A 16,035-nucleotide genomic window follows, 5' to 3' on the forward strand; every position below is an offset into this window, starting at 1 on the left:
GGTGAGGTGGGAGCGGAGCGACCCTCGAACCATTAGGGCGTGGCGCTAAACGGCCTCAGCCACCAGCACAGGGTTTACGGCTTCAAGGGCGCGGTACATCACGCTTGAATCGGCGCCGGGCTTGCAGGCGTCGACGCTGAGGATCTGACGGAACTGGCGGGCGCCGGGGAGGCCGTTGGCGAGGCCGAGCATGTGGCGGGCGATGTTGTTGATGCGGGTGCCGTTGGCCAATTCGCGGTCGGCATATTCGGCCATGGCCTGCATCACAGTGGCCAGCGCGATGGGCTCGCGGGCGACGCCGAAAAAGCGTTGGTCGACTTCGGCGAGCAGCATCGGATTGTGATAGGCGGCGCGGCCGAGCATGACGCCATCCATGTAAGCCATTTCGGCTTCGGCCGCTTCAAGCGTATCGAGACCGCCATTGATCATCATCGGCAGCGGCGACAGGCGGGCGCGCAGGCGATGGACCCGATCATAGTCGAGCGGCGGAATGGTGCGGTTTTCCTTGGGGCTGAGGCCCTTGAGCCAGGCCTTGCGGGCGTGGACATAGAGCGCATCAACGCCCGCTTCGACCATGATGTCGGCGAAACGATCGAGGCTTTCCTCGGTGTCCTGATCGTCAATACCGATGCGGCATTTGACGGTGACGGCACGGTCGGTGGCATCGCGCATGGCGCGGACGCATTCGGCAACCAGTTCGGGCTCGGCCATGAGGCAGGCGCCAAAGCGGCCTGACTGCACGCGATCAGACGGGCAGCCGACATTGAGATTGAATTCGGCATAGCCGGTATCGTGGGCGAGGCGCGTGGCCTTGGCCAGTTCGACCGGATCGGATCCGCCAAGCTGGAGCGCAACCGGATGTTCAATGGCGTCAAAACGCAGATGGCGTTCGGCATCGCCATGCACGATGGCGGCGCTGGTGACCATTTCGGTAAACAGCAAAGCTTCATGCGTGAGCAGGCGATGGAGGAAACGGCAATGCCGATCCGTCCAGTCCATCATGGGTGCAACGGAAAAACGCCGGGCGCGCTTGACCGTTTTTGCATCATTTCGAGTGCTCTGTTGCATAGCGCTTCCATAATCGGGAAATGCGCGCGGGGCAATGCTTCGGCGCGGCGTGCAGGTCACCAATGCGTTGGCGGCGAGCCTAACATGTTAGCGGTGGCGCGGCGCCGGGATTTCCAGTATTGCGGCTTGCGAGATAGGCCACAGAGTGCTGCTGCATGTCCCTGCCCCGCCAGATCGCCGTTATCGACATCGGCAAGACCAATGCCAAGGTGGTGCTGATCGACTCCAGGACGCAGCATCAACTGGCGACGCGCAGCACGCCCAACACAGTGCGGCGCGACGGGATTTATCCCCATGCAGACGTCGAGATGCTGTGGGGCTTTATAATCGATAGTCTTAAGGCGTTTCAGGCCGGGCATGGCGTCGATGGGATTTCGATCACCACGCATGGCGCAACCGGCGCGCTGATCGCGGGCGATAAGCTGGCGATGCCTGTGCTGGACTATGAGTTTGATGGGCCGGAGACGACCGCGGCCGCCTATGGCAATGTGCGGCCGGACTTTGCAGAGTCCCTGTCGCCGCGCCTGCCGAATGGGTTGAACCTTGGCGCGCAGGTTTATTGGCAGTCGCAGGCTTTTGCCGAAGACTTTTCGCGGGTTACGGCGATTTTGACCTATCCCCAATATTGGGCGCTGCGGCTGACCGGGGTGCTAGCGAGCGAGACGACATCGCTCGGCTGCCACACCGACTTTTGGGCGCCGACCCATTCGAGTTTTTCCAGCATGGTGCGGCGGCTGGGTTGGGAAAAGCTGTTTCCCGATGTGCGGCCTGCGGCGTCGGTGCTTGGGGCTGTTTTGCCAGAGGTGGCGGCAGCGACGGGGCTGGCGGCGGATACGCCGGTGACCTGCGGCATCCATGACTCCAATGCGTCACTGGTGCCGCATCTTGGGGCGCACAAGGTGCCGTTCACGATCCTCTCGACGGGAACATGGGCGATTGCGATGACGGTGGGTGGCGATACGAGCCATCTCGATCAGTCGCGCGATAGCCTCGCCAATGTGGATGCGCTTGGTTCGCCCGTGCCGACGGCGCGGTTCATGGGCGGGCGGGAGTTCGACCAACTGGTCGGCGAGATCAGCACGCCGAGCGGCGACGACATTCGCCGCGTGATTGAGCAGGACATACGCGTGCAGCCGACCTTTACGCCGGGTGTGGGCCCCTTCCCGCATGCCAGCGGTTTGTGGACCAAGGCGCGTGAGGACCTGTCGGCGGCGGAGCGGACGGCGGCGGCATCGCTTTATCTGGCCCTGATGACGCAAGCCTGCCTTGAGCTATGCGGGCTGGGTCGCGAGATCATCATCGAAGGGCCGCTGGCGCGCAATGCACTGTTTGCGCAGGCACTGGCTGCGTTGACTGGTGTTCCGGTCAGTACGTCAGGCGACGCGACGGGTACCAGCCTTGGGGCCAGCATGCTGTTTGGTGGCGGGCTGCATCACGGTTTGGCTGGTGTTGCTGTGACGCCGCTCGATGTGGCGGGTTTTGCAGACTATGCGCAGCGTTGGCGGGCTGCCATCGGCTAACTTCTGGTAGCAGCCTTGCACCTTGGGGCGTTGCAGGCCAGTCTCCCCGCGCCCAGATAGGGTGCAAAAGGAGATTGGCATGGCCGAGCACAAGCATCGCGTGGTGATCGTTGGCAGCGGCTTTGGCGGCCTGTCTGCGGCGAAAGATCTGGCGGGTGCGGGTGTCGAGGTGACGCTGATCGACCGGCGCAATCACCACCTGTTCCAGCCCCTGCTCTATCAGGTGGCAACTGCATCGCTGAGCACATCAGAGATCGCCTGGCCGATCCGCCACATCCTGCGCAACCGCGCCGATGTGAAGACGCTGCTGGCGACGGTGACGGGGATCGATACGGCCAGAAAAGCTGTGCTGCTCGAAGATGGATCGCGTGTTTCCTATGACAGCCTGGTCATCGCGACGGGCGCGCGGCATGCCTATTTTGGCAATGACGATTGGGAGCAGTTTGCGCCGGGGCTCAAGACACTGGAAGACGCGACGACCATTCGGCGCAAGCTGTTGCTGGCCTTTGAGGCGGCGGAGCGCGAGAGCGATCCCGACAAGCGGCGGGCGCTGCTGACCTTCGTGATCATTGGCGCGGGGCCGACTGGCGTGGAGCTGGCGGGGGCCATCGTGGAACTGGCGCGAGAGACGCTGAAGGGCGAGTTTCGCGTCTCGGACCCGGCCAGCGCGCGGGTGGTGCTGATCGAAGCGGCCGACAAGGTGCTGGGCAACTTCCGGCCGGAACTGTCTGAATATACTCTGAAATCGCTGCGCCATCTGGGCGTCGAGGTGATCCTTGGCGAGGCGGTGACCAGCATTGATGCCGATGGGCTGGTCTATGGCGGCAAACGGCTGGATGCCGAGTGCATCATCTGGGCGGCGGGCGTGCAGGCGTCGCCGGCTGCCAAGTGGCTGGGTGTGGAGCCGGACAAGGCTGGGCGGGTGAAGGTGGAGCCGGACCTCAGCGTGCCGGGGCATCCAGAGATATTCGTCGTGGGTGATACGGCGACGATCAGCAAGCCGGATGGCAAGCCAGTGCCCGGCGTGGGCGATGCGGCCAAGCAAGGCGGGCGGCATGCGGCGCAGGTGATCCGGAGCAGGCTGGCGGGCGAGCAAGGCACCCTGCCGTTTGTTTACAAGCATGCCGGTGATCTGGCGACGATTGGCAAGCGAGCGGCGGTGCTGGACTTTGGCTGGCTGCAGCTCAGGGGATGGATCGCCTGGTGGGTGTGGGGCATTGCCCACATTTACTTCCTGCTCGATATCAAGGGACGGCTGGCCGTGGCGACCAGCTGGCTGTGGATTTACCTGACGGGGCAACGCAGCGCACGGCTCATCACCCAAGGCGATGCCGAGGCCAAGGCGCCGATCAAGGAAGTGACCGAACCGCCTGAGCTGGACGAGAAGGTTTGAGGCGGGTTGCCGGTAGACCTCATGGCGAGCTTCTCGAACTATGGGGGTGTGGCGCTGCGGGCTCCACTCGCTCGACCTCGTCCTTCGCCCTTCGACGGGCTCAGGAGGCTCAGGATGAGGTCTTCGCAGCGTCTTAGCGCGGTTCGGCGATGGGGGTGACGGGCTTGGCCAGTTTGCGCTCGCGTAGCCAGATATAGAGGCCGCTGGCGATGACGATGGGCGCGCCGACATAGAGCCAGACATCTGGTGGCTGGTGGAAGACGAGCCAGCTCGACCCGGCCATGAAAATGATCTGGAAATATGAAAACGGCGCGATGACCGAGGCCGGGGCAAAGCCGTGGGCGACGGTGATCAACTGGTGCCCGACAAAGCCGAAAATGCCGACGGTGAAGAAGGCAACCCAGGTGGCTGGATCGGATGGCCAGACCCAGAAGGCCAGGGCGAAGGGCGACAGGATGACCGTGGCGAAGAGGCCGACATAGAACTGCTGGGTGGCGGCGCTATCGCGCCCGGCCATGCGGCGGGTGAGCAGGAAATAAAAGGCAGAGAAGACCGCTGCGGCAAGGCACAGCAAGGCGGCGGGGTGGAAGGCTTCGGTGCCGGGGCGGACGATGACCAGCACGCCGACAAAGCCGACCGCAATGGCGGTCCAGCGCCGCCAGCCGATCGTCTCGCCGAGGATTGGCACGGACAGGGCGCAGAGGAACAGCGGCATAGTGAAGGCGATGGCGCCGGTGACGGTCAGCGGCAGATAGCGGACGGCGATGAAATTGCCGATGGTGGCGCCGAGCAGCATGGCGGCGCGCAGGGCCTGGATCTTGATGCTGGCGGTGCGAATGAGAGTGAAGCCATTGCGCGGCACATTGATGCCCAGCACCAGCGCAAGATGGATGGCATAACGCAGGAAGGCGATCTGGAGCACGGGGATGCCCGCAAGGCCCAGCCATTTTGCCGAGCTATCGATGCCGGTGAACATGAAATAGGCGATGACGGCGAGGCCGATGCCGAGGAGCCGGCGCTCTGCGGGCGCGATATAGGGAGACATGGCAATTCCGATGCGACGCAGAGAGGCTGCGCCCAAACTTGGATTTGGACTTTGCCACGAGACGGACGCGACGGATAGAACTTGAATGGAAGATTTTCGGCGGCGTGCGCGCGTTAGGGCGCGGGCGCTGGCTTTGCGGCTTCCCTCTGCCTCAGTTCGGCGAGGTAGTCGCGGAGCATGGTGGCGCGACGGGGGCGGAAACTGGTCGTGGTGGTTTGCAGATCCTTGATGCGTTCGAGACGGAACATGCGGAAGGCCTCGCGCAGGCAGCACCATGCGAGCACGGTCAGCACCCGGTCGGTATAGACCAAAGCCAGTGGCAGAATGGTGCGCTCGGTGACCGACTGGTCCTTGTCGGCATAGCGGATGACGAGCGCCTGCTCTCGCCAGCAGGCAGTGCGAATGGTGTCGGTATAGGGGCCGGAGATGTGGCGGGCGCCGGGGCGATAGACCTGCGAGATGGCGTGAAACAGATGTTGTTCGCCCTCGTCTGGCAGCGTGGCGGCGACTTTGGCGAGAACGGAAATGGCAGCTTTGGCCAGCGCCGGATCGCCCATGGCTTTGACTTCGGCAAGGCCCAGCGCAATGGCCTCGATCTCGGTGCGGTCGAAGGTTTGCGGCGGCAAGGAATAGTCTTCGATCAGCCGATAGCCATAGCCGCGCTCGCCTTCGATGCGGGCACCAGCGGCGCGCAGGCTGTCGATATCGCGATAGAGCGAGCGCAGCGATACGTCCATTTCTTCGGCCAGGCGGGCAGCCGTGATCGGCGCGGGCATGACGCGCATGGCCTGCAACAAGCGAAAGAGTCTGTCGGGTCTGGCCATTGTCCAACTGCCGGAAACTGTCAGTTGGGACGGGTTATATCTGCTGCATCAGAATGATCCAAGCAGGAGCCGACATGACGATCAAAACCGCAACGCACCTCAATTTCCGTGGCGACGCCCGCGCCGCGCTGGACTTCTACCAGTCCGTGTTTGGCGGCGATAAGGTTGTGGTGACCTACAAGGATGCGGGCGCGGTGCAGAACCCCACCGAGGCCGACCAGGTGATGTGGGGTCAGGTGGCGAGCGCCGATGGCTTCCTCGTCATGGCCTATGACGTGCCGTCGAGCCTTGAATGGAACCCTGGCCAGATTCCGTTTTTTGTTTCGGTGCGCGGCGCTTCGGCTGAGGAAATCACCGGCTATTGGGAAAAGCTGTCGGAAGGCGCAACGATCAAGCAGCCGCTGGCGCCGGCTGGCTGGGCACCTCTCTATGGCATGCTGCAGGACCGCTTTGGCGTGACCTGGGTGCTGGACGTGGAGGCGCCTTACGCCGGGTAGCGTTCGGGTGTGAAGATGGGGGCGGCGCGCAGATCGAGGTCTGCGCGCCGCCCTTTTCGTTTCAGAACGTCTCGGACAGGTTTCGGACCTTGAGCGAGCTTGCAAGGTCTGCCGAAGTGGCTGCCGCTCCGTGACGCGGGGTGAACGTGAGGCTGGTCTTGCAGCTCGGCAGGAGGGTGACGGCGTTGTCGGAGAAATAGCCCGGCAGATCGACCGTGGCGGTGACAAAGAGCGCCGGCAGGTCGGTTTCGAGCGTCAGGACGGCTTTGCCACCCACATCGGACCAGCTGGAGGTGATGGTCGGCTGGGGCAGTTCGTAGGCTTTGTAGGGCATCGGGAAATAGTCATTTTCGCCGAGCAGATTGCCCTTGGCATCGCGCCACGAGAAGAACAGGAATTCATCGGCGGCGAGAGCGGACACGCTGGCCAGTTCGATGGCGGCATCGGGGCCGATGGCGGCGTTGCCGGAGAAGACGACACGATCCCCACCACCGACCTTTGCGGCGCGCACTTCGAGCGCAACGCTGACCGGACGACCGGTGTCGTTGATGCCCTTGAGGCTGATGCGGGTTGGCGGGGTGTTTTCAAAGGCCACGCCACGCGTGTTGGTCGGGACGTTTTCGTGGATCGGCACGGCGACGACGTTGACCGGCAGGAAGAAGCGCTTGGCCATATATTGCAGCAGCTTCCACTGGCCACCGTAATCGAGGCTGGACCATGAGGCGACCGGCCAGATGTCGTTGATCTGCCAGAACAGCGTGCCCATGCAGCGCGGCTTGGTGGAGCGCCAGTATTCGATGGCGGTCTTGATGGCGAGGCCCTGCTGGATCTGGGAGAGGAACACCATCTGGTCGAAATCGCGCGGGAAGCGGAAGTAGCGCGTCATGGTTTCGAGGATGCGCGCATTGCCGCCGGCATTGCGCTGGTGGTTTTCCATGACCGGGGAAGACGGGTTGCGGTCCTTCGGCTCGGCAAAGGTTTCGATGACATTCATCGAGGTGAAGGACTGGAACCCGAACTCGGAGGCAAAGCGCGGATTGACCGAGCGATAGGCCTCAAAGGATTTCGCCGAATGCCAGACGTCCCAATAGTGGGTGTCACCGCGCGTGTCGGACTGCCAGCCGTCGGAGAAATCGAGATAGCCCTGCGAGGGCGAGGACGGCCAGAAGCGGCGGGCCGGGTCTTCGTCCTCGACGATATTGCCAAGCATGGAATTGAGGCGGTCGTAATTGGCGACGTAGCGCTCGGGGGCGGAGCGGGTTTCGGGATACCAGTGCAGCGAGCCGATGACTTCGTTGTCGCCGCACCAAAGGGCAATCGAGGCGTGGTGACTGAGGCGGCGGACCTGCTGGGTGATTTCGGTGCGGACGTTGTCGAGGAACGGCCGGTCCGACGGGTAGCTCATGCAGGCGAACATGAAATCGTGCCAGATGAGAATGCCGAGCTCGTCGCAGAGATCGTAGAAATAGTCGGGCTCATACTGACCACCGCCCCAGATGCGGAGCATGTTCATATTGGCGGCCTTGGCGCTTTCGAGCAGATCGCGGATGACGGCGGGGGTGATGCGCGAGGGGATGGCGTCGGCCGGAATCCAGTTAGCGCCGAGCATGGAAATGTCGCGGCCGTTGATGCGGCACCTGAAGGAGTGGTCGATCTCGTCCTTTTCGACGATCCATTCGAGCTGGCGCAGGCCGATCTGGCGGGTGGTCTTTTCGCCTTCGAGATCGGTGGTGAGTTCATAGAGCGGCTGTTCGCCCTGCCCCGCTGGCCACCACAGCTTTGGATTGTGGATGGTGACGTTGTGAGTGAAGACGTTTTCGCCCGGCTGGACGATGACCTTATCGGTGACGACCTGCCCGTCGATGATGTGCTCGAGTTCGACCGATCCGTGAGCGAAGGCGAAAAGGCGAGTCTTTATCGACAATTCGACCGATGTGCTGCCATGGACCTGATCGACCTGCACGCTGTCCTGCCGGGCCAAGCGCGACTTACGCAGGCTCATGGTGCCATAGACGCCTATGGGCATGACGCAGATGCCCCAATCCCATCCCGCATGGCACGCAGCCTTGCGGATGAAATTCATGTGGATGCCCTTGAGGCCGTTGGTCTGGTAGTTTTGCGTGAACGGAATGGGGAACGGATGGGCCGCGGCGCGGGCCTTGGCAACGTCGGGGGCGATATCAAAGAGGATGCGCAGCGTGTTCTCGCCTTCGCGGACCTTGCCGGTCACGTCGATGTCGTTGCGGACGAAGCTGTTCTGGGTTTTCGCGACGATCTCGCCGTTGAGCAGGATGGTGGCGATGCAGTCCACCTCGGCGAGTGTCAGGGTGAGATAGCCGTCAATGCCGGCGGCGCTCGCGGTGAAGATGCGCTCGACTGACCATGCTGTTTCATTGACCCACATCACGGTCTTTTCGTTTTCGCCGAAATAGGGATCAGGGATGTGGTTGGCGGCCAGCAAGGCGGTATGGACATCGCCCGGCAGGTTTATCGGGGCGACTATGCCCAACGTTGGCGATGACAACGAAAACGCGCCGCAGAGATCGAGCGCGGAATAGGTGACTGGTACTGACATTTCTCGTCTCCCCGAAGCAGCGCCAGAGCCGCTGCAAACGATATAACCAACCTTTAAACGGTCTAAATCGGTGTTCCAATGGGGGTATCGACGGGAGAGAATATAATTTGTATCGTTCCCACCGACGCAACGGGACAAATCCTCTGGCTGCGCCGCTTATTACGGTTGTGTTAGGATTTGGACTTGTAACGTCGAATAGTGCGAGGGGGCTCGTCCAATATGTCGACTATAACAAGGCTTGTGCGGCTTTTTGCCGTTCCGGATGACCCTGAGCTGGTCAAAGCACAAGCGCATGCCTTTAGCCGACAAGTCCCACTGCTGTACGTTTTATTGCTGGCAAACACATTTTTGCTAGCCATTAACTTTGTTCACTCCGCGCCTCCACTGCTGTCGGCATACATTCCAGCAGGGCTGAGTCTCATCTGCATTGTCTGGCTGATGTTCTGGTGGATCAGTCGCGACAAGATGACGGACTACACCGTCGCAAGAGCCATATTGACCTCGATGACCTGGCTGGCGACGGCCATGGCGGTCGGGTTCGGGTTCTGGGCAATCAGCCTGTTCACCTATGGCGACCTGCTGCAGCGCACCCATGTCGCCGTCTATATGGGACTGACGACGATTGGCTGCATGCTATGTCTGGCCCACCTCAAGGGCGCGTCCCTGTCGGTGGGCATATGCGTCATGGTGCCGTTCACCCTCTTCTTTGCCACCATCGACCAGCGCATGTTTGCGCCAATCGGCGTCACCATTGGCCTGGCCGTGGCTGTGCTGGTGTTCGTCATGCTGAGCAATTATCGCGATTTCCGCGAACTGGTCGCGTCGCGCAGCCAGATGATAACCAAGCATATGGCGATGGAGCAGCTGTCGGACGAGAACGATCGGCTGGCCAATATCGATAGCCTGACCGGGCTGCTCAATCGCCGCTCGTTCGACCAGCAGCTGGCAGCCGCGCTGGCCCAGGCCAATGCCGAGGGCAAGCGGATTGCCGTAGCGCGCATGGATCTCGACAGCTTTAAATCGGTCAATGACATCTTCGGCCAGATGACAGGCGACCGAGTGCTGCAGGAAGTTGCCAAGCGAATCAACTCGTTGCGCCGTCCATCGACGCGGGTGGCGCGGCTGGGTGCCGACAATTATGCGATGATCGTGCAGGAGCCGACCGACGAGGCGACGTTGCAGGCCTGCGGGGACCTCTTGACCCGCACCATGCGCTCGGCCTTCGTTTTCAAACAGGGCACCGTGCATCTGTCGGCGTCAGCCGGTGTTGCAGCGTCCAAGCCGGGCGATACGGCCGAGACGCTTTATGATCGGGCCGACTACGTGACGGGCGTCGCCAAGCGGACGTCGCGCGGCAATGCGATCATCTTTTCCGAAAGCCATGCCCATGAGCTGAGCCGCGTGCGGCGCATGGAGAATGCCCTGCTGAACGCTGACCTGGATGCGGAAATCTACATTCTGTTCCAGCCGCAATTCGATATCGGGCTCAACCGCACCACCGGCTATGAGGTTCTGGCGCGCTGGCGCAGTCCTGTGCTGGGTGAGGTTTCGCCCGTCGAGTTCATTTCGATGGCCGAGCGGATGGGCACAATTTCCAAGATCACCCAGACCGTGGTGGCCAAGGCGCTCCGCGTTGCTGCTAAGCTGCCCAAGCCGTTGCGGCTGTCGGTGAATCTGTCGGCGCATGATCTTGGCTCGACCACCGCCATTGAGGCGATTGCTGCGCAGATCGAAAAGATCGGCAAGCCGTGCCGCGTGGACTTCGAGATCACCGAAACCGCCGTGATGCGCGACATGAACCAGGCCAATGACGGGCTATTGGCGCTGCTGGCGTTGGGCTCGCGCATTGCGCTGGACGATTTCGGGACGGGCCATTCGAGCCTGACGCATGTGCAGAAGCTGCCGCTGGACCGCATTAAAGTTGATCGCAGCTTTGTGGCGGAAGTGACCAGCGACCCGACCAGCCGTGCGATCATCAAGACGACCGTAGACCTCTGCCGGAACCTCGGAATCTCGTGCGTTTTTGAGGGGATAGAGACAACGGAGCAGCTTGAAGCCTTGCTGGGGCTCGGCGGAACGGTGATGCAGGGCTATCTGTTTGGCCGCCCGATGAGCGAGGAACTGATGTTTGAGCATCAAGCGAAGGAAAAGGCTGGTACTAGAAAGTTTGGCACCGCAAGCTAGACGTCGGCGATGCCAAGCAATGTTTACTGCGCCGCTTCGTCTGACTCATCGGCGTCGATGAAACCACCGGACTGGCGGCTCCACAGATTGGCGTAAATGCCACCGGTCTGCAGCAGTTCGGCGTGGGTGCCCTGCTCCACGATGCGGCCCTTATCGAGCACCACCAGCCGATCCATCATCGCGATGGTCGAGAGACGGTGGGCAATGGCGATGACGGTCTTGCCCTGCATCAGCATCTGCAACTGGCCCTGAATGGCGGCTTCGACCTCGGAATCGAGGGCGGAGGTAGCTTCGTCGAGCACAAGAATGGGCGCGTTTTTCAGCAGGACGCGGGCGATGGCAATGCGCTGGCGCTGACCACCGGACAGCTTGACGCCGCGTTCGCCGACATGGGCGTCAAAACCGCCCCTGCCCTGCAAATCGGACAGGCCATCGATGAAGGCCGAGGCTTCGGCGGTTTCGGCGGCTTCGAGCATCATCTGTTCGGTCGCGTCGGGGCGGCCATAGACGATGTTGTCGCGGACCGAACGGTGCAGCAGGGAGGTGTCCTGCGTCACGACGCCGATGCTGGCGCGCAGGCTATCCTGCGTGACCTTGGCGATGTCGTGCCCGTCGATCAGGATACGGCCGTCAGCGCGGTCGTAAAAGCGTAGCAGCAGGTTGACCAGCGTCGACTTGCCCGCGCCGGAACGACCGACGAGGCCGATCTTTTCACCGGCCTGAATGTGAAGGTTCAGGCCTTCGATGACACCCGATGTCTTGCCATAGTGGAAGCCGACATTTTCGAACTTGATGTAGCCCTGAACCGGCGGCAGCGCCTTGGCTTCGGGTTCGTCTGACACGACGCGGGAAACCGAAAGCGAAGCGATACCGTCGCGAACGGTGCCGATGTTTTCAAACAGCGACGACATTTCCCACATGACCCACTGGCTCATGCCCTGGAAGCGCATGACGAGGCCCAGCGAGACGGCGAGCGAACCGGGGGACATCAGGCCACCCAGCCACAGCCAGATGCCCGTGGCAGCCACCGCAAACAGCAGCAGGGCATTGGACCACAGCACCAGGAAATTGAGCACGCTGAACAGGCGCATCTGCCGGTAGACCGTGTCGAGGAACAGGTCCATCGCTTCCTTGGCGTATTTCTCCTCACGGTTGGAGTGGGAGAACAGCTTCACCGTTGCGATATTGGTGTAGCTGTCCACGATGCGGCCGGTCATCAGCGAACGGGCATCGGCCTGTGCTTCGGAAATCTTGCCAAGGCGCGGGATGAAATAGATCATCATCGCGACATAGGCGACGAGCCAGAGCAGGAACGGAATGGCCAGCCGCCAATCGGCCGACGCGGCCAGGATAAGCGCGCCGGTGAAATAGACGACGACATAAACCAGCATGTCGAGCAGCTTCATGACCACTTCGCGCACGGCGAGAGAGGTCTGCATCAGCTTGGCGCCGATGCGGCCGGCGAACTCGTCCTGGAAATAGCTCATCGACTGACGGATCAGATAGCGATGGCTCATCCAGCGAATGCGCTGTGGGAAATTGCCCAGCAGCGTCTGGTTCATGGTGAGGGTAGAGATCAGCGCGAAGGCGGGCAGGATCAGCACCACCATCAGGGCCATCAGCCAAAGCTTCCAGCCATCGGTCTGCATGAAGGTAGCGGGATCGGCATCGGCTAGCCAGTTGACCACATCACCGATGAAGCCAAAGACGATGATTTCGCCAATGGCGACTGCCGCCGCGGCAAAGGCCATCAGCGCGAGCCATTTTTTGGCGCCGTGCGAATAGTGCAGGCAAAAGGCCAGCAGGCCTTTCGGCGGTTCCACCGGATCGCCGGGTGGATAGGGATTGAGGCGTTGTTCAAACCAGCGCAGCATAAAAGAATACCATTGATGTAGGTCGACGCGTGCTTGGCGCTTGTGGCACGGGCCCGGCGACAGAAACTGTCAGCAGGACGAGGGCCAGAAACGGTGCAGACCTGAATTTCGGATACCGCGCTCGATACGCCCACAATTGGCGCAGAGGAGCAGCGTGGAGCGACCGCACAAACGCCCCCTCCCCAACGCCATCGAAATTGGCGTAAAAGAGTGAACCCAAGCGGTCGCTGGCCGGTTAGGATACACGAAAGAACCGAGTCTGGTGTAGCGGCTCCGCCACATATATTTCCAGACCGACGATCAGACGGATATGTAAATGCGCACCGAGACCGAGCACACCATCTACCTCAAGGATTACGCCCCGAGCCCGTACAGGATCGTGTCTGTTGATCTCGATTTCAAGATCCAGGCCGACAATACGCGTGTGCGTGCACTGCTGACGGTGGAGCCGCGCGAGACTACCGCGCCGGGCACGCCGCTGGTGCTGGATGGCGATGAACTGCATCTGTCGTCGGTGGCCATCGATGGCGCGCCGCTAGCGCTGGCCGCCTATGCGGCCGATGCCAATGGGCTGACCATTGTCGAGCCACCGCTGCGCCGCTTCGTGCTGGAAACCGAAGTGCTGCTGCAGCCTGAGGGCAATACCAAGCTGATGGGGCTTTATCGCTCGAGCGGCACCTGGTGCACGCAGTGCGAGCCGGAAGGCTTCCGCCGCATTACCTATTATCTCGACCGTCCAGACAATCTGGCGGTGTTCAAGGTGCGGATGACAGCGCCGCTCGATCTGGCGCCAGTGCTGCTGGCCAATGGCAATCTGATCGACAAGGGCGATGCCGGCGACGGCATGCATTATGCCGTGTGGGAGGACCCCTTCCCCAAGCCGGCCTATCTGTTTGCGCTGGTGGCGGGTGATCTCGGCTCGATCACTGACAATTTCACCACCGCTTCGGGCCGCAAGGTGGACCTCGCGATCTATTGCACCCACGGCAAGGAAAGCCAGTGCCTGTGGGCGATGGACAGCCTCAAGCGCTCGATGGCGTGGGACGAGCGGCGCTTTGGCCGCGAGTATGACCTCGACATTTTCAACATCGTCGCCGTCTCCGATTTCAACTTCGGCGCGATGGAAAATAAGGGCCTTAACATCTTCAACGACCGGCTGGTGTTTGCCGAGCCTGAGACGGCCACCGATGGGAATTATGACGGCATCGAGCGCGTTATTGCGCATGAGTACTTCCACAATTGGACAGGTAACAGAGTCACTTGCCGTGACTGGTTCCAGCTGTGCCTCAAGGAAGGGCTGACGGTTTATCGCGATCAGGAGTTCACGTCGGACGAGCGAAGCCGCGCGGTGAAGCGCATTTCGGACGTGGTGACTTTGCGCTCGGCGCAGTTCCCCGAGGATGGCGGGCCACTGGCCCATCCGCCGCGCCCCGACCAGTATCGCGAGATCAACAACTTCTACACGACCACGGTCTACGAGAAGGGCGCCGAGATCGTGCGCATGCTGGCGACGCTGCTCGGTACGGATGGTTTCCGCAAGGGCACGGACCTCTATTTCGAGCGCCACGACGGGCAGGCAACGACCATCGAGGCGTTCCTCGCGGCATTCTCTGATGCTAATGACGTCAATCTGGACCAGTTCAAGGCCTGGTATCTGCAGGCCGGCACGCCGCATCTGAGCGTTGACCAGCATTACGACGCCGACAAGCAGACCTATACGCTCAAGCTCAAGCAGCAGACGCTGCCGACGCCCGGCCAGCCGACCAAGCAGGATCTGGTGCTGCCGATCAAGTTTGGCCTGATCGGGCCCAATGGCAGCCCGATGAGCTGGAGCGGCGTCAGCGGGGCCCAGGTGCGCGACGATCTGATCGTGTTCAATGGCGCCGAGGCGGAAGTGACCTTTACCGGTATTCCGAGCCGTCCGGTGCCGTCGCTGCTGCGCGAGTTTTCGGCGCCGGTGGTCCTTGAGACCGGGCTGAGCCAGGAAGACCAGTTGTTCCTCGCGCGACATGACAGCGATCCGTTCAACCGGTGGCAGGCATTGCAGGATGTTGGCATGGCACTGGCGGTGGATGCCATTGGCGGCAAGCCATGGCGCGACGAGGCCGTCGCGGCGCTCAGCCAGGCGATGAGCGATACGCTGGGCAATAGCGAACTCGACGATGCCTACAAGGCGCTGGCGGTGACGCTGCCCGATGAGCAGATGATCGGGCGGGCGATCGGCAGCAACATCGACCCGCAGAAGATTCACGAAGGGCGCCGCGACCTGCTCAAGGCCGTATTTGCGCCGCTGGCCGAGCAGTTGCGCAAGACCTATGAGGGCCTGACCAGCACGGTTCCCTACTCGCCCGACGCGGCAAGCACAGGGCGTCGTGCCCTGCGCAACCGGGCTCTGGGCCTCTTGGTCGGTAGCGGTGTGGCGGGGGCGTCGGAACTTGCGGCGCAGCAATACTCCACCGCCAGCAACATGACGGACCGTTTGGCGGCCCTATCGGTGCTGGCCACATACGGCACGGTGGAGGCACCGGCGCTGCTGGCTGATTTCCGCACGCGCTTTGGCGGCGATCCACTGGTGCTCGACAAGTGGCTCTCCGTGACCGCAAGCGTTCCGCGCGACGGGGTGATCGAGGATATGAAGGCCATTCTGGCCGATCCGAGCTTCCCCAAGACCAACCCCAATCGGCTACGCTCGCTGGTCGGCACTTTCGCCATGGGCAACCCGACTCAGTTCATGCGCGCCGATGGTGCGGGGTTCCGTTTCGTCGCCGAATTCGTGACCGAAGTGGACAAGATCAACCCGCAGGTTGCCGCCCGCGTACTGACCGGATTCCGCATCTGGCCGATGCTCGAAAGCGGCCGCCGGGACGCGGCAAAGGCCGTGCTGGCGGGGCTTCAGGCGGGTGGAACGCTCAGCCGGAACACCGCTGACATTTTGACCCGCATGCTCGCGAGCTAACACTTTTGCGCGGCGATTAGCTCAAAAGAGCTAGTCGCCGCGCAATGGCCGCCCAACGTTCAGAGAAGAAATTTTCTTCTGGCCCTAAGTGACTCTGTC

The 16,035-nt window shown here is 61.9% G+C and carries 10 protein-coding genes; 5 read left to right on the forward strand and 5 right to left on the reverse strand.

Annotated elements, in window-relative coordinates:
• Positions 1-45: 45 nt before the first annotated feature.
• Positions 46-1,068 carry a tRNA dihydrouridine(20/20a) synthase DusA gene (dusA, locus tag ABIE28_RS11270; RefSeq protein WP_354062949.1) on the reverse strand — a complete coding sequence of 341 codons (1,023 nt, stop codon included), beginning with the start codon at positions 1,066-1,068 and terminating at the stop codon, positions 46-48.
• A 155-nt stretch (positions 1,069-1,223) separates the two neighbouring features.
• Here dusA and ABIE28_RS11275 point away from each other — a divergent pair, with 155 nt between their 5' ends.
• Both ABIE28_RS11275 and ABIE28_RS11280 read left to right on the forward strand, forming a co-directional pair.
• On the forward strand, positions 1,224-2,588 hold the full coding sequence (locus tag ABIE28_RS11275; protein WP_354062951.1) for an FGGY-family carbohydrate kinase: 1,365 nt from the start codon (positions 1,224-1,226) through the stop codon (positions 2,586-2,588).
• Between the two features lie 79 nt (positions 2,589-2,667).
• Positions 2,668-3,981, forward strand: a complete 1,314-nt coding sequence (locus tag ABIE28_RS11280) for an NAD(P)/FAD-dependent oxidoreductase (protein WP_354062953.1) — start codon at positions 2,668-2,670, stop codon at positions 3,979-3,981.
• A 133-nt stretch (positions 3,982-4,114) separates the two neighbouring features.
• Here the strand turns inward: ABIE28_RS11280 and ABIE28_RS11285 are convergent, their stop codons facing one another.
• Entirely contained in the window at positions 4,115-5,026 is a 912-nt protein-coding gene (locus ABIE28_RS11285; RefSeq protein WP_354062955.1) for a DMT family transporter, read from the reverse strand.
• A gap of 113 nt (positions 5,027-5,139) precedes the next feature.
• Positions 5,140-5,850, reverse strand: coding sequence for a helix-turn-helix transcriptional regulator (locus ABIE28_RS11290; protein WP_354062957.1), 711 nt, complete (start codon positions 5,848-5,850; stop codon positions 5,140-5,142).
• A gap of 74 nt (positions 5,851-5,924) precedes the next feature.
• Between ABIE28_RS11290 and ABIE28_RS11295 the strand changes: the two genes are divergently transcribed.
• Positions 5,925-6,347: a VOC family protein gene (locus ABIE28_RS11295; RefSeq protein ID WP_354062959.1), complete on the forward strand. Its 423-nt coding sequence runs from the start codon at positions 5,925-5,927 to the stop codon at positions 6,345-6,347.
• Positions 6,348-6,408: 61 nt separating this feature from the next.
• On the opposite strand, the gene ABIE28_RS11300 is transcribed toward ABIE28_RS11295, so the two are convergent.
• On the reverse strand, positions 6,409-8,922 hold the full coding sequence (locus ABIE28_RS11300) for a beta-mannosidase (protein WP_354062961.1): 2,514 nt from the start codon (positions 8,920-8,922) through the stop codon (positions 6,409-6,411).
• A gap of 465 nt (positions 8,923-9,387) precedes the next feature.
• Here ABIE28_RS11300 and ABIE28_RS11305 point away from each other — a divergent pair, with 465 nt between their 5' ends.
• Entirely contained in the window at positions 9,388-11,106 is a 1,719-nt protein-coding gene (locus ABIE28_RS11305; protein WP_354062963.1) for a putative bifunctional diguanylate cyclase/phosphodiesterase, read from the forward strand.
• 23 nt (positions 11,107-11,129) lie between these two features.
• On the opposite strand, the gene ABIE28_RS11310 is transcribed toward ABIE28_RS11305, so the two are convergent.
• Entirely contained in the window at positions 11,130-12,980 is a 1,851-nt protein-coding gene (locus ABIE28_RS11310) for an ABC transporter ATP-binding protein (protein ID WP_354062965.1), read from the reverse strand.
• Positions 12,981-13,296: 316 nt separating this feature from the next.
• Between ABIE28_RS11310 and pepN the strand changes: the two genes are divergently transcribed.
• A complete protein-coding gene (gene pepN / locus ABIE28_RS11315; protein WP_354062967.1) occupies positions 13,297-15,936 on the forward strand; it encodes an aminopeptidase N in 2,640 nt (879 codons plus the stop codon).
• The last annotated feature ends 99 nt before the right edge of the window (positions 15,937-16,035 follow it).

Source organism: Devosia sp. 2618, assembly GCF_040546815.1.
Lineage (GTDB): Bacteria > Pseudomonadota > Alphaproteobacteria > Rhizobiales > Devosiaceae > Devosia.